Below are 20,256 nucleotides of genomic sequence, written 5' to 3'. Positions count from 1 at the left end.
ATGAGAAAAGTAATTGCAACCGAATGTGCGCCAGGGGCGATTGGGCCTTACGTACAGGGTGTGGATCTGGGCAGCATGGTGTTGACGTCAGGTCAAATCCCGGTGTGTCCACAGACCGGTGAAGTGGCTGAAAACGTGGCCGATCAGGCGCGTCAAAGCCTGGAAAACGTGAAAGCGATCGTCGAGTCCGCAGGTTTGAAAGTGAGCGATATCGTGAAGACGACCGTTTTCGTTTCTGACCTGAACGACTTCGCCACCATTAATCAGGTGTACCAGCAGTTCTTTGATGAGCATAAGGCAATCTACCCCACGCGCAGTTGCGTGCAGGTCGCCCGCTTACCAAAGGATGTGAAGCTGGAGATTGAAGCCATCGCCGTACGTGGCGACACGCTGTAATCCCTTGCGGGGCGATCTAAGGATCGCCCCGATCCTTAATGAGTGTGAAACCTGGTCTTCACTGAACGGCAATCCGAGGGTGTGGATATGATTAGCGCATTCGATATTTTTAAGATTGGCATTGGACCTTCCAGCTCCCATACCGTGGGGCCAATGAACGCAGGTAAAAGCTTTATCGATCTGTTGGTCAGCAGCGGGGAACTCCCCAAGGCTACGCATATTGTGGTCGATCTTTATGGATCACTTTCCCTGACTGGAAAAGGTCATGCGACAGATGTCGCCATCATGATGGGGCTGGCCGGTAACAGTCCGCAAAACGTTAATATAGATTCTATCGCTGGTTTTACTCAGGAAGTGGCCCGTACCGGACGTTTACCGGTTGCAGAGGGCACGCATATTGTCGATTTCTCCCCAGACAAAAATATCCTCTTTCACGCCGAAACGCTGCCGCGCCATGAAAATGGCATGCGTATCACCGCATGGAACGGTACCGAGACGCTATTAAGCAAAACCTATTACTCCGTCGGCGGTGGTTTTATCGTTGAAGAGGAACAATTTGGTCAGGCGCATGATGTTGAAGCACACGTGCCCTACAATTTTCATTCCGCCAGCGAACTGCTGAAACTGTGCGAGCGCAACGGGCTATCCGTTTCCGGTCTGATGATGCAGAACGAACTGGCGATGCGTAGCAAAGAAGAAATCGATGCTGGTTTTGCCGCCATCTGGGACGTCATGCATGCCGGAATTGAGCGCGGCATGAACACCGAAGGCGTCCTGCCTGGCCCGCTTAACGTCCCGCGCCGCGCTGTGGCATTACGCCGGTTGCTGGTTTCCAGCGATAACCTGTCCAGCGACCCGATGAACGTTATTGACTGGATCAACATGTTTGCGCTGGCCGTGAGCGAAGAAAACGCCGCCGGATGCCGGGTTGTGACGGCACCGACCAACGGCGCATGTGGAATTATCCCTGCCGTATTGGCCTATTACGACAAGTTCCGCCGTCCGGTGAATGCAAACTCCATTGCCCGTTACTTGCTGGCCGCGGGGGCGATAGGGGCGCTGTATAAGATGAACGCCTCTATTTCTGGTGCCGAAGTCGGCTGCCAGGGTGAAATTGGCGTAGCCTGTTCAATGGCGGCAGCCGGGCTGACCGAGTTGCTCGGCGGTAGCCCGTCGCAGGTTTGTATTGCGGCTGAAATCGCCATGGAGCATAACCTGGGGCTGACCTGCGATCCGGTTGCTGGACAGGTGCAAATACCTTGCATTGAGCGTAATGCGATCAACGCGGTAAAAGCCGTCAACGCCGCGCGTATGGCGCTACGTCGCACATCTGAGCCACGCGTTTCGCTCGATAAAGTGATCGAGACCATGTATGAAACGGGCAAAGATATGAACGACAAATACCGCGAAACGTCACGCGGTGGTCTGGCGATTAAAGTGGTCTGTACCTGAGATGAAAAGGTGCGTTTGTAGGCCGGATAAGGCGTAAGCGCCGCCATCCGGCAATGAATTCATCAATACGGCATGATAAAAAAGTGCACTTTGGTGTAATACCTCTCAGCTAAGTATGTATGGTGAGTATGTGATTCTTGCTCAGGGTTCCGTTCACCTCAGCGGTGTCATCTCTCTGAAACGCCGTTACCCGTGAACGTGCAAGGGAGGCTCACCGCCGCCTCCCTTGCATCCCAGGCTCCCGGCGGGAAAATCGTCGCTGCGCGAGCTATTCGTCTTATTCCGTCTGCCTGTCGGGTCGGGCCGAGCCTACATCCATGCAGGCCGTCCCCTCTGCCCGCATCCCTGCGGGCAGTCCCGGTCAGCCGTCAACGCCTCATCGATTTTCAGCCGGACCGGGGTCATCGCTTCAACCCTCTGACTTCCAGTTAAATCTGTTTTGCTGTTTTAACAAAAAACGCAGAAGGTGAGGTGTTAACTGATCAGCATTAGCACTTTGGTGTACATTTTTTGTTGTGATCTGCTTCAAAAATAGAATTTAAATCCTACATATGCATATAAAATAGAAAATATTTCTTAACTTTTAGAAATTACAGGGGTTTATTTGTGAAGTTTTTCTCTGATCCTGCGCGTATGATTTCTTCATTACTCCAATAGCTCACCTGCACCTAAGTACTGCGTATCGCATTGATGCAGTACGAAAAAAATATAAAAACCTCTACCTACATATTGAGCGGGAAATTATGGAAACGGCAACGAATAGTAGCGTAATACTCGACGCATCTGCTCCGGCACGTCGGGCGGGAATGACCGAAAGCGAATGGCGTGAAGCCATTAAATTCGACAGCACGGACACCGGCTGGGTCATTATGAGTATCGGTATGGCAATTGGCGCGGGGATTGTTTTTCTTCCTGTCCAGGTAGGATTGATGGGGCTGTGGGTGTTCTTGCTCTCCTCTATCATCGGCTACCCAGCCATGTACCTGTTCCAGCGCCTGTTTATCAACACGCTGGCTGAGTCCCCAGAGTGTAAAGACTACCCGAGCGTGATCAGCGGCTATCTGGGTAAGAACTGGGGCATCCTGTTAGGTGCGTTGTATTTTGTGATGCTGGTTATCTGGATGTTCGTTTATTCCACCGCCATCACCAATGACAGCGCCTCCTATCTGCACACGTTTGGTGTGACGGAAGGTTTACTGTCCGACAGCCCGTTCTATGGCCTGGTACTGATTTGCATCCTGGTGGCTATCTCGTCACGCGGGGAACAAATGCTGTTTAAAATCTCCACCGGCATGGTAATGACCAAGCTGCTGGTTGTGGCAGCGCTTGGCGTGTCGATGGTAGGGATGTGGCATCTGCATAACGCGGGTTCACTGCCGCCGATGGCGCTGCTGATCAAAAATGCGATCATCACTCTGCCGTTTACGCTGACCTCGATTCTGTTTATTCAGACCTTAAGCCCGATGGTTATCTCATACCGTTCACGCAACAAATCCATCGAAGTGGCGCGCCATAAAGCCCTGCGTGCCATGAACATCGCGTTCGGTATTCTGTTTGTTACCGTCTTTTTCTACGCCGTTTCCTTCACGTTGGCGATGGGCCACGACGAAGCGGTTAAAGCTTATGAGCAGAACATTTCCGCTCTGGCGATTGCCGCGCAATTTATCAATGGTGCGGGTGCTGGCTGGGTGAAAATCGTCAGCGTTATTCTGAACATTTTCGCCGTTATGACCGCTTTCTTCGGTGTCTACTTAGGTTTCCGTGAAGCGACTCAAGGGATCGTGATGAACATTCTGCGCCGCTATATGCCGGCTGAGAAAATCAACGAGACCTTTGTTCAGCGCGGCATTATGATTTTTGCCATCCTGCTGGCCTGGAGCGCAATTGTGCTCAACGCGCCGGTGCTGAGCTTCACCTCTATTTGTAGCCCTATCTTCGGCATGGTGGGTTGTCTGATCCCGGCCTGGCTGGTCTACAAAGTTCCTGCACTGCACAAATACAAAGGCGCTTCCCTGTATCTGATTATTTTCACGGGCCTGCTGTTGTGCGTTTCTCCGTTCCTGGCATTTTCCTGAGATATTTGAGCAAAGGTTGTTGTTATGTTTGAGACTACATTGAATCCATTATGGGATAGTTTTATCCGCGCGGTGCAGGAAGAAGTTAAGCCTGCGTTGGGCTGTACAGAACCTATCTCTCTGGCTCTGGCGGCGGCGGTTGCATCCTCTGAGCTGGACGGCGCGGTTGAACGCATTGACGCGTGGGTCTCACCGAACCTGATGAAAAACGGCATGGGTGTTACCGTGCCGGGTACCGGAATGGTCGGGTTACCTGTCGCGGCGGCGCTGGGTGCGCTGGGGGGAAATGCCCGTGCCGGTTTAGAGGTACTGAAAGATGCGTCGCCACAAGCGATCGCCGATGCGAAAGCGATGCTGAGCGCTGGCAAGGTTGCGGTGATGCTGCAGGAGCCTTGCGAGGACATCCTCTTTTCCCGCGCGAAGGTTTACAGCGCTGAAGGATGGGCGTGCGTGACGATTGTGGGCGGTCATACCAACATTGTGCACATCGAGACCAATAAGGGCGTAGTGTTCACCACAGAACAGAATGCTCAGGAAGAGGAACAGGAGTCGCCGCTGGCGATACTGTCTCACACCTCGCTGGAAGAGATTCTGGCGTTCGTGAATGCGGTACCGTTTGAGTCGATCCGCTTTATCCTCGATGCGGCAAAACTGAACGGTGCGCTGTCTCAGGAAGGGCTGCGCGGTAACTGGGGCTTGCACATCGGAACCACGCTTGAGAAGCAGTGTGCGCGTGGCCTGCTGGCGAACGATCTCTCCACCTCTATTCTGATCCGTACCAGTGCGGCGTCGGATGCGCGAATGGGCGGGGCGACGCTGCCGGCCATGAGTAACTCCGGCTCCGGTAATCAGGGCATTACCGCGACTGTTCCGGTGATGGTGGTGGCCGAGCACTTTGGCGCGGATGAGGAGAAACTGGCACGTGCGCTAATGTTGTCTCATCTGAGCGCTATCTACATCCATCATCAGCTTCCGCGTTTGTCTGCACTGTGTGCAGCAACCACGGCGGCGATGGGGGCAGCTGCGGGGATGGCATGGATCGTAGATGGTCGCTACAACACCATCGCGATGGCGATCAGTAGCATGATTGGCGACGTGAGCGGAATGATTTGTGATGGCGCTTCAAACAGCTGCGCGATGAAAGTCTCAACCAGTGCTTCCGCGGCGTGGAAAGCGGTACTGATGGCGCTGGATGATACTGCTGTAACCGGCAACGAAGGGATTGTGGCGCATAACGTTGAACAATCTATCGCTAACCTGTGTGCGCTGGCGTGTCGTTCAATGCAGGAAACCGACAAGCAGATTATTGAGATCATGGCCAGTAAGGCACATTAATCTATAGGCCGGGTAAGGCGTTGACGCCACCCGGCATAAGTCTAAGCCGCCTGTTCAGGCGGCTTCTTCGTCTTCCAGCCGTAGTTCGGCATCGGCCACAATCGCTTCCAGCTCTGTCAGCATTTCTTCATAGCCGAAGGTAACTGTTTCCTGTTTTTTCGGCTCAACCTGAGGCTGGCGTTTTTTTGATGATTTCTTGCTCAATAGTCGTACTCCATTGTTTTCCCTGACTATACGGGCAAATCTATCAGCAAAGCGCGCAGCGGAGTATCGGCGACTAACGTTATGTTAGTTTCGTCACGAATAAATGCCCCATCGCCACAGGTGAGCGCTTCTTTTTCGGCGCCAGACGTCACCGCATGGAATCTGCCGTGAATCGACTGTAAATAAGCACGTGGCCCATGTAACTGAAAACTCAACGATTCACCTTGCTGCAGCTCAACGTGGTGCACCCATACCTGTTGGCGCAGATGTAGGCTGCCTTGTTCACCGTCCGGCGAGGCCAGCAGCTGATGCTTACCGGTGCCCAGCGTGGCTTTCTGTACACAGGCGTTTTCACGCTGCGGGCAGGCGTCCAACCAGAGCTGCATCCGGGTTAACGGTTTGTCTTTGCTGATATTGTGTTCGCTATAGCTAATCCCGGGCTGTGTCGCGAGCAGTAAAACTTCACCTGCTTTGGCCTTGATATGGTTGCCTTCGCTGTCTCGGTACTCCGCTTCCCCTTCGAGGATCAGATTGACGATATCCACCTTCGGATAGGTCCGTGGCTGGAAAGAGGCCCCCGGTGCCAGAACTTCCTGGTTCAGAACACGCAGCGAGGCATAACCCAGCAGTTTAGGATCAAAATAGTGTCCAAAGGAGAAGGTATAACGGGCCTGCAGCCAGCCGTAGTCTGCTTGCCCGCATTGTTTGGCTGTACGGGTAGTAATCATAGTTCTTGACCTCTCTTTACTTCCTTTTATGTTAAATGGCTAGACGCTGCATTGTTAGCCAGATATTCTGCCCGGTATGTTCAAATTTCCTGAATGAGAACGAGATGGCCAAAGAAAGGGCTTTAACGCTTGAAGCGTTACGCGTCATGGACGCAATAGACAGACGCGGTAGTTTTGCTGCTGCGGCAGACGAACTGGGACGCGTGCCTTCCGCACTTAGCTATACCATGCAGAAGCTGGAGGAAGAGCTGGACGTGGTGCTGTTTGACCGTTCAGGCCACCGCACAAAATTCACTAACGTTGGGCGTATGTTGCTGGAGCGCGGGCGCGTACTGCTGGAAGCTGCGGATAAACTGACTACCGATGCCGAAGCATTGGCTCGCGGTTGGGAAACGCATCTGACTATCGTTACCGAAGCGCTGGTGCCGACGGCGGCGTTTTTCCCGCTGATCGACAGGCTTGCCGGGAAGGCCAATACCCAGCTTTCCGTTATTACCGAAGTTCTGGCCGGGGCGTGGGAGCGTCTTGAGCAGGGGCGGGCGGATATCGTGATTGCGCCGGATATGCATTTTCGCTCATCCTCAGAAATCAACTCGCGCAAGCTGTACTCGCTGATGAACGTCTATGTAGCGGCCCCGGATCATCCCATCCATCAGGAGCCGGAACCGTTATCGGAAGTCACCCGCGTTAAATACCGTGGGATCGCGGTAGCGGATACCGCCCGTGAACGTCCAGTGCTGACGGTTCAACTGCTGGATAAGCAGCCGCGTCTGACGGTGAGTACGATAGAAGATAAACGTCAGGCGCTGTTGGCAGGACTTGGCGTGGCGACGATGCCGTACCCACTGGTGGAAGAGGATATTGCGGCTGGTCGGCTGCGGGTCGTTAGTCCGGAATCGACAAGCGAGATAGATATTATTATGGCCTGGCGTCGTGACAGCATGGGCGAGGCGAAATCCTGGTGTCTGCGGGAAATCCCCAAGCTGTTTGCGGGTAAATAGCCTGACTGTTACGCCGGATGCGGTGCGAAGCACCTTATCCGGCATGGAAGACGGAGTATGTTGTAGGCCTGATAAGCGCGGCGCCATCAGGCATCTACATATGCTACGTCAGGATAACTGTTTGGGATCGGGCCCGAAGCGGTTGCTCCCTTGAGTACCGTTTTGACAGTTGAAAATGATGATCACCAGCCAGCCTACGATCGGGATCAGCAGCACCAGTAGCCACCAGGCTGAACGATCGGTGTCATGTAAACGCCGGAACTGTACCGCCCACCACGGAATAAAGACCAGAACCCCGTAAATCGTCGTTAATATGCCTTCTCCACCGGCGCGCTCCCAGCCAAACATTCTGTCCAGAATACCCAGCACGAATGTGAAGATGATGTTGACCAGCACAAACATCCAGTATTCTTTACGACGTGCGCGGCCACCAAAACCAAAGTAATTCTTTAATACGTTTAAATACCAATCCATTTTTGCCTCGTTCTGCATTCAATTACTTGTTTTTAAAGTAATCAAATTAAGAATAGCCGTGAATGGAATGATGGTAAATATTTGCGGTGTTAATTATTTGGTCCTCTGATGGGTAATAATTATCAGTGAACGCCTCAGTTTCAGAAAGTATCAACCTGTGTTGGCGGGAGTAATGAATATGCGCTCTCAGAGAAAGGGTTCCGTTCACCTTATGTTCATCGCTTCTCTTAAGCATTGGTTCATGTGAACGTGTAAAGGGCGTTCTCCGCCACGCCCTTTACAATCCCGCCGGGAGCCTGGGTTGCAAGGGAGGCGGCGGTGAGCCTCCCTTGCACGTTCACGGGTAACGGCGTTTCAGAGAAATGACACCGCTGAGGTGAACGGAACCCTGAGCAAAAATCACATGTTCGCCATACATGCTTAACTAATCGGCCTAACCCCAAAGTGGACCCGTGTATATCATGCGAAACGCTCGTCACGCCCATGAGGTTCGTTGAGGTCCTGCCACGGCCCAACAGAAATAATGCCGGTCGGGTTAATGGTTTTGTGGCTACGGAAGTAGTGATTGCGGATGTGATCGAAATTGACGGTTTCCGCAATACCCGGCATCTGGTAGATATCACGCAGGAAACCGTACAGGTTCAGATAGTCGCTAATCCGGTGTTTGTCGCACTTGAAGTGGGTGACATACACGGGATCAAAGCGTACCAGCGTGGTCCACAGGCGAATGTCGGCCTCGGTTAACTGGTCGCCGGTCAGGTAGCGATGTTGCCCAAGGATCTGCTCCAGTCGTGCCAGAGATTGAAAGACGTTATCCACGGCGTCGTCGTAGGCTTCCTGACTGGTGGCAAATCCGGCTTTATACACGCCGTTATTAACGTTGTCATAAATCCAGCCGTTCAGCTCGTCGATTTTGCTTTGCAGGGCAGGGGGATAGTAATCTCCGGCTTTCGCGCCCAGCGCATCAAACGCGGTGTTAAACATGCGGATGATTTCTGCAGATTCGTTGCTGACAATGGTGTGGTTCTTTTTATCCCACAGCACCGGAACGGTGACCCGACCACTGTAGTGCGGATCGGCGTGTAAATAGAGCTGATAAAGAAATTCGTGCTGATACAGGGTATCGCCGGTTGCCGCCGGGAAGTTATCGTCAAAGGTCCAGCCGTTTTCCAGCATCAGCGGATGCACAACAGAAACGGAAATAAACGGTTCCAGCCCTTTGAGTTTGCGCAAAATCAGCGTGCGATGCGCCCACGGACAGGCCAGAGAAACGTACAGATGATAGCGGTCTTTTTCGGCAGCAAAGCCACCTTCACCGGTAGGGCCAGGCGCGCCATCCGCGGTGAGCCAGTTACGGAAAGCCGATGCAGAACGTTGAAATTTTCCACCGGTTGATTTGGTATCGTACCAGGTGTCATGCCAGACGCCGTCAATCAGTTGTCCCATGATTTTCGCCTCCTCAGATAGCAAAAGCGAGGAGATATCTCCTCGCTTTTTGATGTGTTCAGTATAGTTTGCTTACCACTTTTTATTCAGTACGCGGTCAATACTAAATGCGCCTGGACCGGTGATAGCCAGCAGCAGGAAACCGCCTGCGATGGTCAGGTTTTTCATGAACATCAGAGAGTTCACACCTTCCGCAAAGTTGCTGTGGAAGAGGAACGCCGTCAGCAATGTGAAGCCTGCGGTGAACAGCGCGGTTGTACGGGTCAGGAAACCGAACAGAATTGCCAGACCGCCGCCAAACTCAAGCAGAATCACCAGCGGCAGCATAAATCCTGGGACGCCCATGGCTTCCATGTACTGTTGGGTACCCGCATATCCGGTGATTTTTCCCCAACCTGCGGTAATAAACAGGATTGGCATCAGAATGCGCGCTACCAGTACACCAACATCTTCTAATTTCTTCATCATACTCTCCAGGAAACCACTCAGGCGGCTTATTGTGTTTTTTTGTGCATCGACGCTGCAGAGCGCGTCGTTGCTGTCGATGGAGAGAATCATAAACGTGCTTAATGAGAATTGTTAGCAAGGAAAACTGTCAGTATTTTTCAAAAATTTTGAGGTTGGGGGTAAGGAAAGGATTAGCCGCGCAGTTGCTGCTGTCTGATGGTCGATTTCACCAGACGCCAGATACTCCAGACGCTAAAGCCGCGCTTAGCCCAGCGTACCAGCAGATTCGGGTTGCGGATGGTGCGAACCGCCATAATACTGCTCCCGACCAACACCCAGCCACGCAGGTTCAGTAGCGTCTTCCAGCCACGATCGTAGACCTCGGTGGCTTCCAGCCAGTCGCGGCGAGTCGCAGACAGATCCAGCCGTTGCTGCTGGATCTGTCCAAGCAGTTGCGCCTTACGCTTTTGACGTTCGACTTTGCTGCTCATTATGCATCATCCTCCAGGGCTTGCCTGTCATTAGCGAGTTCCTGGCGTGTATGGCGTAGCAGCGTTGTTTTACGTGCTTTACGCAGCGTCCATATCCCGCCAATCAGCGCTAACAGCAACAGCACAACGGTGGTAGCAATCATGGCGTTCAGGCGGTATTGAGGGTCAATGGCCCAGATGATAAGCACCATCAGGCTCATCAGGCCAAACGCCGCGAACAGCATAGTCAGCCCAAGCATCAGCAGGATCTGGATGAGATTGGCTTTTTCCTCTTCCAGCTCAACGACGGCCAGCCGCAGCCGTGTTTCTACGATCTCAACGAGAATCGTCAGGATCCGCTGTCCAATACCCAGTACGCCTTTGCCTGGACCTTGTGCGTGTTGAGAATCAGCCATTGTTAACGGCGCGACAGCAGTACACCAAGCACCACACCGACTGCAGCGCCAATGCCGACGCCTGTCCATGGGTTTTCGCGCACGTAGTTATCGGCTTTAGCCGCGGCCTCACGGGTCTGTTTGGCAATTACATCGCTGGTTTCACTCAGACGATGGCGGCTCTCGCGCAGCGCATGTTCGGCTTTGCTGCGAATTTTACTCATCTCTTCCTTCGACTTATCGCCAGAGGAGCTAAGTACTTCTTCAAGCGTATCCGCAAGAGATTTCAGCTCAGCGCGCAGATTTTCCGTAGCATTATCTTTCGACATAGTTTTCTCCAGTTGAGTGGCTAGTTACCGTACTTAGTAATCGCGGGTCTCGAGTTCTTTTAGCTCTTGCTGGGCTTCAGCAAGCTTGTGTTCACGCTTTGCTACCTTATCCGCATCGCCTTTTTGCTTAGCTTCGGCTAAGTCACGTTGACGCTCGGCAATCTCATTTTTCTGCTCGGCGATTTTTTTCTGATGGTTGGCGCGCAGTTTGCTGTCAGTACAGTTTGCTCTGACTTCGCTCAGTGCTTTGTTCAGCCCATTGATACGGCTCTGATTGTTGTGTTTTTCGGCATAGCTAATCTCCCGCTGAATGTCTTGTTCTTTTTCCTGACAGAGGGTGGTGGCGTAGCTGCCGGCACTGAGAGCGAAAAGGCTAATTGCCAAAGCGATGCGGTATTTCATTCTTGAACCTTCCATTGTGATTCGACCTCGTCGTTTAGGGTCGATGCTCCAGAATAATAAAGCGTTGGGTCATAAACCCAGTTTATTAATCATAGGCGCTAAACGGTGAAATCACCAAAGTGAGTGATCTAATTCAGATTCCTGGAAATTAACCAAAACGGTGTGGGGTCTCACGTAAGCGGGATAACCACTGAACCGCCTGATTATTATCATCCTGCTGAGCGATAACGAAACCGTGCGGTAACGTTCGATCCAGTACGACCTTCGCCGCTGCGCTCTGTGCACTGGAATCAAAGGTAATCAGCAGGGCGTCATTTTGCGGAGTGATGCTTTTAAAACGAATGCCGTTGGCATCCAGGTGATGCCAGATAGAGAAGCCATCAGGCATGCTGACTCCCTGGTTTACGGCACGAATGGCAAGCGTTGACTCCTGCTGGCGAATGACCGACCAGGTCAGGAGCAACGCGCCGATGAACAACATAAAAGTGGTGGACCAGGCAAGTCGTCGGAGCGTTATGCATGATTTCAGCATAATTTACCCTCGGTTCCCGTATTTCTTTTTCCAAAGAACAACCAGTGAACCTGCCAGACCAAACACCAGTAACACCACAGGAAGCAGCATCAGGCAAGACATCAGCTGATCTTCATATTTGAGAAACACCGGTGTTTTGCCCAGCAGATAGCCCAGCGATGTGAGAATAAGGACCCAAAGCAGTCCGCTCATCCAGTTGAAGAACTGAAAGCGCGCATTGTTCAGGCCGGACAATCCTGCGATGGTCGGCAGTAATGTTCTGACAAACGCGATAAAGCGGCCGACCAGCAGCGCAGACAAGCCATGCTTATGGAACAGATGATGCGCACGCTGATGATAATGTGCAGGAAGATGAGATAACCAGTTTTGCACGGTGCGGGTATTACCCAACCATCGACCTTGTATATAGCTGAGCCAGCAACCAAGGCTGGCTGCGGTGGTGAGCAGCAGTACCGTTTGCGGAAAACCCATTGCGCCTTTGGCAATAAGTACGCCGACCAGTACCAGCAAACTGTCGCCAGGTAAAAAGGCTGCTGGCAGCAGTCCGTTTTCCAGAAACAAAATGGTAAAGAGTACAAAATAGAGCATGCCAATCATGGAAGGATTGGCCAGCGTTTCAAAATCCTGAGCCCATAAAGCATTTAGTAATTGAGTCAGTAGTTCCATTCAATATTCCTGGAGAATCGGTTGTCGTCATGCCGGTTTTCTGGATTTTGTAACACCACGATTTTATTAATATTTTTTACATGACTTGTGGTCTGTTACAAACTCACGGCCTGAACTATTCCCTGTAAAGTTGTGAAGTTAGCAAGCTCTTAAACACAAAAATTCAAACAGCATCTAATTGTAACAAAGGTCAACGTAGTCCGTTATAGAAATTACGGTTGTTGAACTGTGATTTTGCTTATCGCAATGGAGGGTGGCGAGAGGATTTACACAGGCTGACATTTTATACCTAATGCTTACCAAGTGTCAGAAACAGGCGCGTGGTCGCGCCTGCATTGATAAGATTGTTTATTTTGCGCTGTTAGCCGCTGTATCGAGGTGAACGACCGGATTTTCGGTAAATAGATAACGGTCCGCATTGAACTCAAAATCATCGCTGGTTTCGTTAAACAGCATCTGCTTCGTGTTCTCAAGATGCTGCCACATCGCCAGTTTGGCGGCATGAGGATCTTTGCGAATCAGCGCCCGAAGGATCTGGTCATGGTCATCACACCAGTTATCAACCGTGCGCAGGTCGATGTGGTCGTGCAGTTTCTTCCAGTAGGGGTTATGAATGCGCTGAGTCCACATTTTTTCAACAATCGCGGCCAGAGCCGAGTTCTGCGTTGCCAGGGCAACCTGCACATGGAACTGGAGATCCCACTCGGAGTCACGAAAGCTTTTTTCGTTACGTGATTTCTCCTGAATCTCCATCAGCTTCATGATGTCCTGTTTGGTCACCTGCGTGGCGGCAAACTCGGCAATGTTGCTTTCTATGAGCTGACGCGCCTGGAGCAGCTCGAAAGGACCGTAGCTGGCAAATTCCAGGTTTTCATCTGGCGCGACATAGTGTCTGGGTTGGTTGGAAATGACGTGGATCCCCGATCCTTTGCGCACCTCAACGTAACCCTCTACCTCGAGCATGATAATTGCTTCACGAACCACGGTACGGCTGACATTTTTTTCATCGGCGATAAAGCGCTCGGCAGGGAGTTTGTCACCCACCAGATAGACGCCTTGCTCAATGCGTTCTTTCAGATCAGCTGCAAGTTGTTGGTACAAACGTCGTGGTTCGGTGATTTCCATATGCGCTCCAGGCATGATACGGCAGACTATATTTGTTATACCACTTTTGCGATTACTGCTCCACTCGCGGCGATAAAAAAGCCGCCAGATGACTGGCGGCTTTGCATTATATACCCTTGATGAAAAGCAGCGGGTTAATTTTGCGGAGCGGGATCGCCAGTCTGTGATCCCGAGTCGACCTCGCTGGCCGATTTGTTTTGCAAGACCGTCCAGATAACGAGTGCGCCGAGCAGGTCGAATACCGCCAGTACGGCGAACAGCGGGCTAAAGCCGATAGTGTCAGCCAGTGCGCCAACAACCAGTGCAAACAGCGTACTGGCAAGCCAGGCGGACATACCGGTCAGACCGTTTGCGGTTGCCACTTCATTACGACCAAATACGTCAGAAGAAAGCGTAATCAGCGCACCGGACAGCGCCTGGTGAGCAAAGCCTCCGACGCACAGCAGGGCGATAGCAATGTACGGGCTGGTGAACAGACCAATCATCCCTGGGCCAATCATCAGCAATGCGCCCATGGTGACGACCATTTTACGTGAAACGATCAGGTTAACGCCGAACCAGCGCTGGAACAGCGGCGGTAAGTAGCCCCCAACGATACAGCCCAGGTCAGCAAACAGCATCGGCATCCAGGCAAACATCGCAATCTCTTTCAGGTTAAAGCCGTAGACTTTAAACATGAACAGCGGGATCCAGGCGTTGAAGGTACCCCAGGCTGGCTCTGCCAGGAAACGCGGCAGCGCGATGCCCCAGAACTGGCGGTTACGCAGGATCTGACCGAGCGACATTTTTTTCGAGGTCGCGTTTTTATGCTGTGATTCCTGACCATTCAGAATGTAATCACGTTCTTCATCAGACAGTTTTTTCTGGTCGCGCGGGTGTTTGTAGAACACAAGCCAGCACATCGCCCAGATGAAGCTCAGCGCACCGGAAATAATGAATGCCATCTGCCAGCTGTGCATGACGATTGCCCAGACGACCAGCGGCGGAGCAATCATCGCACCGATAGAAGAGCCGACGTTAAAGTACCCCACGGCAATTGAACGTTCTTTTGCCGGGAACCATTCAGAACTGGCTTTCAAACCCGCAGGGATCATTGCGGCTTCAGCGGCACCTACCGCGCCACGCGCCAGCGCCAGTCCACCCCAACTGCCAGCCAGTGCGGTCGCGCCGCAGAAGACGGCCCACAGAACGGCGAACATCGCGTAACCAACTTTTGTGCCGAGCACATCGAGCACGTAGCCGGCAACGGGTTGCATTACGGTGTAAGCAGCAGAATACGCTGCGATGATATAGGAATACTGTTGAGTGGAGATGTGTAACTCTTCCATCAGAGTTGGCGCAGCTGCCGCCACAGTGTTACGTGTCAGGTAACCCAGCACGGTGCCAAGCGTCACCAGTGCAATCATGTACCAACGTAACCCTTTAATTTTACGCATGTAAAACCTCATCGTTTTGTTATGTCCGCGAACGAGCGGTCATCTTCCAGTTCAGGGCGGAGGATGTTCTTTTACGAGGGGGGACCGAAAAAAAGCCGGTACTCCCCGAACTTTGCCATGTCAATAATTGTGCTAATTCGGTTTCCGTACCGGTCAATCCGATGGTGATACATCGGTAATTTGCATTCCGTCGGCTTATGTATCGCGACGGCCAAAAGATAACTTGTCATACAGCTTTAAAAGGTGAGTGCCATCACAAAAGTGTGAATCTTCGTGTGGTCATTATTTCGATTCAGCAAAGCCAGCACTGGCGCGGCTTGACGCGTGATTTACCTCTTTGAGAGTAATTTTTTTGTCACCATTTGTTGATCTAACTCACGAAAATATCTTCAGTGTATGGAAATTGGTGTGATAACTTTGTCAACATCAAAACATAAGCAATCTGACGCACTCGTTGAGAGGAAGACGATAATGACCCCGTTTATGACTGAAGATTTCCTGCTGGACACCGAATTTGCCCGCCGTCTGTACCACGATTACGCCAAAGACCAGCCGATCTTCGATTACCACTGCCATTTACCACCGCAACAAATCGCTGAAAACTACCGTTTTAATAACCTGTATGACATCTGGCTGAAGGGTGATCACTACAAATGGCGTGCGATGCGTACCAATGGCGTCGCTGAGCGCTTGTGTACCGGCGATGCGTCCGATCGCGAGAAGTTTGACGCATGGGCCGCCACGGTTCCGCACACTATCGGTAACCCGCTGTACCACTGGACCCACCTCGAATTACGCCGCCCGTTTGGTATTACAGGTAAGCTGCTTTCTCCTGCGACTGCTGATGAAATCTGGAACCAGTGCAACGAGCTGCTGGCGCAGGATAAATTCTCCGCGCGCGGCATCATGCAGCAGATGAATGTGAAAATGGTCGGCACTACCGATGACCCGATCGACTCTCTGGAGCATCATGCGGCCGTTGCTAAAGACGGAAGCTTTGATGTGAAAGTGCTGCCGAGCTGGCGTCCGGATAAAGCCTTTAACATTGAGCTGGCGACCTTTAATGACTACATGGCGAAGCTCGGTGAAGTGTCTGACACGGATATCCGCCGCTTCAGCGATCTGCAAGCTGCACTGACCAAACGTCTGGATCACTTTGCGGCTCACGGCTGTAAAGTTTCTGACCACGCGCTGGACGTGGTGCTGTTTGCCGAATCTAACGAATCTGAACTGGATAGCATTCTGGCGCGTCGCCTGGCGGGTGAAACCCTGAGTGAGCATGAAATTGCCCAGTTTAAAACCGCCGTGCTGGTGTTCCTTGGTGCGGAATATGCTCGTCGCGAATGGGTACAGCAGTACCACATCGGCGCGCTGCGTAATAACAACCTGCGCCAGTTCAAACTGTTGGGCGCGGATGTTGGCTTCGACTCCATCAATGACCGTCCGATGGCTGAAGAACTGTCCAAACTGCTGAGCAAGCAGAACGAACAGAACCTGCTGCCGAAAACCATTCTCTACTGCCTGAACCCGCGTGATAACGAAGTGCTGGGCACCATGATCGGCAACTTCCAGGGCGAAGGTATGCCGGGCAAGATGCAGTTCGGTTCCGGCTGGTGGTTCAACGATCAGAAAGACGGGATGGAACGTCAGATGACGCAACTGGCCCAGCTCGGCCTGCTGAGCCGTTTCGTCGGCATGCTGACCGATAGCCGTAGCTTCCTGTCATACACGCGCCATGAATACTTCCGTCGCATTCTGTGCCAGATGATTGGCCGTTGGGTTGCTGCAGGTGAAGCACCGGCAGATATCCAGTTGCTGGGTGAAATGGTCAGAAATATTTGCTTTAACAATGCGCGTGATTACTTCGCCATTGAACTGAACTAAGGCCCGGGTGAAGGTATGCAATACATCAAGATCCATGCGCTGGATAACGTCGCGGTAGCGCTCGCTGATTTGGCTGAAGGAACCGAAGTCACCGTTGATGGGCAGGCGGTAACCCTGCGTCAGGCGGTCTCTCGTGGCCACAAATTCGCTTTACGTGATATTGCGAAAGGCGAAAACGTCATTAAATACGGTTTGCCAATTGGTCATACGCTGGTGGACGTTGCGGCGGGTGAGCATATTCATGCTCACAACACGCGCACTAATCTGAGCGACCTGGACACGTATAGCTACCACCCTGATTTTCAGGCGGAAGTTGCACAACCGGCGGATCGCGATGTGCAGATCTACCGTCGTGCCAACGGCGATGTTGGCGTGCGCAACGAACTGTGGATCCTACCGACGGTTGGCTGTGTTAACGCCATGGCGCGCCAGATGCAGAACCGTTTTCTGAAAGAGACTAACGATGCCGAAGGAATCGACGGCGTACATCTCTTCAGCCACACCTACGGCTGTTCACAGCTCGGCGACGACCACATTAACACCCGCACCATGCTGCAAAACATGGTGCGTCACCCGAATGCGGGTGCGGTGCTGGTGGTTGGCCTTGGTTGTGAAAACAACCAGGTTGATGCCTTCCGCGAAACCTTAGGCGAGTACGATCCTGAGCGCGTTCACTTCATGGTCTGCCAACATCAGGAAGACGAAGTGGAAGCGGGGATTGAACATCTTCACCAGTTGTACAACGTGATGCGTAACGATAAGCGTGAGCCGGGTAAGCTGGGCGAGCTGAAGTTTGGTCTGGAATGCGGCGGCTCTGACGGCCTGTCTGGTATTACCGCCAACCCGATGCTGGGTCGTTTCTCCGACTACGTGATTGCCAACGGCGGCACCACCGTACTGACCGAAGTACCGGAAATGTTCGGCGCCGAGCAACTGCTGATGGACCACTGCCGCGATGAAGAAACCTTTGGCAAGCTGGTCACCATGGTCAATGACTTCAAGCAGTACTTCATTGCTCACGACCAGCCGATCTACGAGAACCCATCGCCGGGCAACAAAGCGGGCGGTATCACCACGCTGGAAGATAAATCTCTCGGCTGCACGCAAAAAGCAGGCTCCAGCCAGGTGGTGGACGTACTGCGCTACGGCGAACGTCTGAAGACGCATGGTCTGAATCTACTGAGCGCACCGGGTAACGATGCGGTGGCGACCAGTGCCCTGGCGGGCGCGGGCTGTCATATGGTGCTGTTCAGTACCGGTCGCGGTACACCTTACGGTGGTTTTGTGCCGACGGTGAAAATTGCCACCAACAGCGAGCTGGCGGCGAAGAAAAAGCACTGGATCGATTTTGACGCTGGACAGTTGATCCATGGTAAAGCGATGCCGCAGTTACTGGAAGAATTTGTCGATACCATCGTCGATTTCGCCAACGGCAAGCAAACCTGCAACGAGCGGAATGATTTTAGAGAGTTAGCGATATTTAAAAGCGGCGTAACGTTGTAGTAAATACCTGATGGTACCTGCATGCAGGTCTGCGCAAACCGTAGGCCTGATAAGCGCAGCGCCATCAGGCACAAACCGTTGCCGGATGGCGGCGAACTCGCCTTATCCGGCCTACGAGATAGAATTGGGGTTGCTTGCATGACCGCGTATTGGCTGGCCCAGGGCGTAGGTGTCATCGCCTTTCTGATCGGCATTACCACCTTTTTCAATCGCGATGAGCGCCGGTTCCGGCTGCAACTCGCTGTCTATAGCGCCACCATCGGCGTGCATTTTTTCCTGATGGGCGCCTGGCCTGCAGGCATGAGCGCAGAACTCAACACCATCCGCACACTTGTCTCAATGCATACCCGCAAACTGTGGGTAATGACCGTTTTTATTATCCTCACCCTGGTTCTCGGGCTGGCGAAATTACAGCATGCGATGGAGCTGTTGCCGATAATTGGCACGCTGGCCAGCACCTGGGCGCTGTTTCGCTGCAAAGGGTTAACCGTGCGCTGCGTCATGTGGTGCGCAACCGCCTGTTGGGTTATCCATAATTTCTGGCTGGGATCGATTGGCGGGACGATGATCGAAGGGAGTTTTCTGGTAATGAACGGCCTGAACATTATTCGCTTCCGGCGGATGCAAAAACGCGGAATTGATCCGTTCAAACTTGAAAAAAGCGTACAAGAAAAGAACCCCTCCGCCCGATGACGGAGGGGCTTAGAGATTATCCGCGCAGGGCGTTATTTGCCAGACGCTCGTCTTCTGCCTGGCAGGCTGCAGCGGTAAACAGGACGTCTGTAGAAGAGTTCAACGCCGTTTCACATGAGTCCTGCAATACGCCGATGATAAAGCCAACGGCAACAACCTGCATGGCGATGTCATTCGGGATACCGAACATGTTGCACGCCAGCGGGATCAGCAGCAGAGAACCGCCCGCCACGCCCGATGCACCGCAGGCACACAGTGAAGCCACCACGCTCAGTAACAGCGCCGTTGGTAAATCAACCGGAATACCCAGCGTATTCACCGCCGCCAGCGTCAGTACGGTAATGGTGATCGCCGCGCCCGCCATATTGATGGTGGCTCCAAGCGGAATAGACACCGAATAGGTATCACGATCCAGATTCAGCTTCTCACACAGTGCCATGTTCACCGGAATATTTGCCGCCGAACTGCGGGTAAAGAAGGCATACACGCCACTTTCACGCAGACAGGCCAGCACCAGCGGATACGGGTTACGGCGAATTTTCCAGAAGACCAGCAGTGGGTTGACCACAAACGCCACCAGCAGCATACAGCCTACCAGTACGGTCAGCAGTTGGGCGTAGCCCCAAAGCGTGGCGAAACCGGTGGTTGCCAGCGTGGAGGAGACCAGACCAAAGATACCGATTGGCGCGAAACGAATCACCAGCTTCACCATAAAGGTGACGGCGTTGGACATATCATTGACCAGATTTTTGGTCGTTTCATTGCCGTGGCGCAGCGCAAAGCCCAGGCCGACAGCCCATACCAGAATACCAATATAGTTGGCGTTCAGCAGAGCATCAACTGGGTTAGAAACCATGCTCATCAGCAGGCTACGCATCACTTCCACAATCCCGGATGGCGGTACGATATCCCCCGCGCTGCTGGAAAGATGCAGTGTTGATGGGAAAGCAAAGCTGAAGACAACGGCGGTTAATGCCGCTGAAAATGTTCCGAGCAGGTAGAGGAACAGAATGGGGCGGATATTGGTTTTTTGCCCGTGCTGGTGGTTGGCGATAGAAGCCATCACCAGCATCAGAACCAGAATTGGCGCGACGGCTTTTAATGCGCCGACGAACAGCGTACCCAGCAGACCAACGGCTTCAGCCGCAGGTTTTGACACCAGTGCCAGTAAAATCCCCAGTACCAAACCGATCAAAATTTGTTTAACCAGGCTCCCTTGCGCCAAACGCGAGAGTAGCCCCGATGAACGTTGCGTAGTCATGT

At 52.6% G+C, this 20,256-nt stretch carries 22 protein-coding genes; 8 read left to right on the top strand and 14 right to left on the bottom strand.

Features of this window, described 5'->3' with window-relative positions:
• From BZK40_RS15750 to BZK40_RS15730, 4 genes are all read left to right on the top strand, one after another.
• Entirely contained in the window at positions 1-396 is a 396-nt protein-coding gene (locus BZK40_RS15750) for an enamine/imine deaminase (protein ID WP_003828585.1), read from the top strand.
• Positions 397-483: 87 nt separating this feature from the next.
• Positions 484-1,848, top strand: a complete 1,365-nt coding sequence (tdcG, locus tag BZK40_RS15745) for an L-serine ammonia-lyase (protein WP_008785882.1) — start codon at positions 484-486, stop codon at positions 1,846-1,848.
• 743 nt (positions 1,849-2,591) lie between these two features.
• Positions 2,592-3,923: an SLC5/6 family protein gene (locus BZK40_RS15735; RefSeq protein ID WP_020996346.1), complete on the top strand. Its 1,332-nt coding sequence runs from the start codon at positions 2,592-2,594 to the stop codon at positions 3,921-3,923.
• Between the two features lie 24 nt (positions 3,924-3,947).
• Positions 3,948-5,258, top strand: coding sequence for an L-cysteine desulfidase family protein (locus tag BZK40_RS15730; RefSeq protein ID WP_057067548.1), 1,311 nt, complete (start codon positions 3,948-3,950; stop codon positions 5,256-5,258).
• A 54-nt stretch (positions 5,259-5,312) separates the two neighbouring features.
• On the opposite strand, the gene BZK40_RS24240 is transcribed toward BZK40_RS15730, so the two are convergent.
• Together BZK40_RS24240 and BZK40_RS15725 are read right to left on the bottom strand one after the other, a co-directional pair.
• The gene (locus BZK40_RS24240) at positions 5,313-5,462 is read right to left on the bottom strand and encodes a protein YhaL (RefSeq protein WP_003828578.1); all 150 of its coding nucleotides are present in this window, start codon (positions 5,460-5,462) and stop codon (positions 5,313-5,315) included.
• 26 nt (positions 5,463-5,488) lie between these two features.
• Positions 5,489-6,190: a pirin family protein gene (locus tag BZK40_RS15725; protein WP_003024860.1), complete on the bottom strand. Its 702-nt coding sequence runs from the start codon at positions 6,188-6,190 to the stop codon at positions 5,489-5,491.
• A gap of 104 nt (positions 6,191-6,294) precedes the next feature.
• Here BZK40_RS15725 and yhaJ point away from each other — a divergent pair, with 104 nt between their 5' ends.
• Complete coding sequence (gene yhaJ / locus BZK40_RS15720) at positions 6,295-7,191, top strand: DNA-binding transcriptional regulator YhaJ (protein ID WP_003024855.1); 897 nt, start codon at positions 6,295-6,297, stop codon at positions 7,189-7,191.
• Positions 7,192-7,299: 108 nt separating this feature from the next.
• On the opposite strand, the gene BZK40_RS15715 is transcribed toward yhaJ, so the two are convergent.
• The 11 genes from BZK40_RS15715 to BZK40_RS15665 form a co-directional block, all read right to left on the bottom strand.
• Complete coding sequence (locus BZK40_RS15715; protein WP_008785879.1) at positions 7,300-7,665, bottom strand: DUF805 domain-containing protein; 366 nt, start codon at positions 7,663-7,665, stop codon at positions 7,300-7,302.
• 459 nt (positions 7,666-8,124) lie between these two features.
• Positions 8,125-9,111: a glutathionyl-hydroquinone reductase YqjG gene (gene yqjG, locus BZK40_RS15710; protein WP_008785878.1), complete on the bottom strand. Its 987-nt coding sequence runs from the start codon at positions 9,109-9,111 to the stop codon at positions 8,125-8,127.
• A 72-nt stretch (positions 9,112-9,183) separates the two neighbouring features.
• Positions 9,184-9,576, bottom strand: a complete 393-nt coding sequence (locus tag BZK40_RS15705; protein ID WP_003024847.1) for a DoxX family protein — start codon at positions 9,574-9,576, stop codon at positions 9,184-9,186.
• A 173-nt stretch (positions 9,577-9,749) separates the two neighbouring features.
• Complete coding sequence (locus tag BZK40_RS15700) at positions 9,750-10,049, bottom strand: YqjK-like family protein (RefSeq protein WP_003828569.1); 300 nt, start codon at positions 10,047-10,049, stop codon at positions 9,750-9,752.
• Positions 10,049-10,444 (bottom strand): phage holin family protein, encoded by a 396-nt coding sequence (locus BZK40_RS15695; protein WP_003828567.1) that lies wholly within the window; start codon positions 10,442-10,444, stop codon positions 10,049-10,051. Before BZK40_RS15695 ends, BZK40_RS15700 begins: the two co-directional genes overlap by 1 nt.
• A 2-nt stretch (positions 10,445-10,446) precedes the next feature.
• Positions 10,447-10,752, bottom strand: coding sequence for an ElaB/YgaM/YqjD family protein (locus BZK40_RS15690; RefSeq protein WP_003024832.1), 306 nt, complete (start codon positions 10,750-10,752; stop codon positions 10,447-10,449).
• Positions 10,753-10,785: 33 nt separating this feature from the next.
• Positions 10,786-11,154 carry a DUF1090 domain-containing protein gene (locus BZK40_RS15685; protein WP_032941739.1) on the bottom strand — a complete coding sequence of 123 codons (369 nt, stop codon included), beginning with the start codon at positions 11,152-11,154 and terminating at the stop codon, positions 10,786-10,788.
• Between the two features lie 148 nt (positions 11,155-11,302).
• A complete protein-coding gene (gene mzrA / locus BZK40_RS15680; RefSeq protein WP_172111181.1) occupies positions 11,303-11,671 on the bottom strand; it encodes an EnvZ/OmpR regulon moderator MzrA in 369 nt (122 codons plus the stop codon).
• Positions 11,672-11,689: 18 nt separating this feature from the next.
• Complete coding sequence (gene yqjA, locus BZK40_RS15675; RefSeq protein WP_003828561.1) at positions 11,690-12,352, bottom strand: DedA family general envelope maintenance protein YqjA; 663 nt, start codon at positions 12,350-12,352, stop codon at positions 11,690-11,692.
• A gap of 348 nt (positions 12,353-12,700) precedes the next feature.
• Positions 12,701-13,477, bottom strand: coding sequence for a transcriptional regulator ExuR (gene exuR, locus BZK40_RS15670; RefSeq protein WP_003828559.1), 777 nt, complete (start codon positions 13,475-13,477; stop codon positions 12,701-12,703).
• A gap of 134 nt (positions 13,478-13,611) precedes the next feature.
• On the bottom strand, positions 13,612-14,913 hold the full coding sequence (locus BZK40_RS15665; RefSeq protein ID WP_003828557.1) for an MFS transporter: 1,302 nt from the start codon (positions 14,911-14,913) through the stop codon (positions 13,612-13,614).
• A gap of 471 nt (positions 14,914-15,384) precedes the next feature.
• Here BZK40_RS15665 and uxaC point away from each other — a divergent pair, with 471 nt between their 5' ends.
• The 3 genes from uxaC (at position 15,385) to BZK40_RS15650 (ending at position 18,993) form a co-directional block, all read left to right on the top strand.
• The gene (gene uxaC, locus BZK40_RS15660; protein ID WP_032945079.1) at positions 15,385-16,797 is read left to right on the top strand and encodes a glucuronate isomerase; all 1,413 of its coding nucleotides are present in this window, start codon (positions 15,385-15,387) and stop codon (positions 16,795-16,797) included.
• A 15-nt stretch (positions 16,798-16,812) separates the two neighbouring features.
• Positions 16,813-18,300 (top strand): UxaA family hydrolase, encoded by a 1,488-nt coding sequence (locus tag BZK40_RS15655; protein ID WP_008785871.1) that lies wholly within the window; start codon positions 16,813-16,815, stop codon positions 18,298-18,300.
• A 138-nt stretch (positions 18,301-18,438) separates the two neighbouring features.
• On the top strand, positions 18,439-18,993 hold the full coding sequence (locus tag BZK40_RS15650; RefSeq protein WP_079934940.1) for a YgjV family protein: 555 nt from the start codon (positions 18,439-18,441) through the stop codon (positions 18,991-18,993).
• A 16-nt stretch (positions 18,994-19,009) separates the two neighbouring features.
• Here the strand turns inward: BZK40_RS15650 and sstT are convergent, their stop codons facing one another.
• Positions 19,010-20,254, bottom strand: coding sequence for a serine/threonine transporter SstT (sstT, locus tag BZK40_RS15645; protein WP_071445961.1), 1,245 nt, complete (start codon positions 20,252-20,254; stop codon positions 19,010-19,012).
• Positions 20,255-20,256 lie beyond the last annotated feature (2 nt).

It is taken from the genome of Citrobacter portucalensis, assembly GCF_002042885.1.
In the GTDB taxonomy this organism is placed as follows: Bacteria; Pseudomonadota; Gammaproteobacteria; order Enterobacterales; family Enterobacteriaceae; genus Citrobacter; species Citrobacter portucalensis.
Note: the sequence above shows the minus strand (reverse complement) of the source record. Positions and strands in the feature narration are given on the sequence as shown.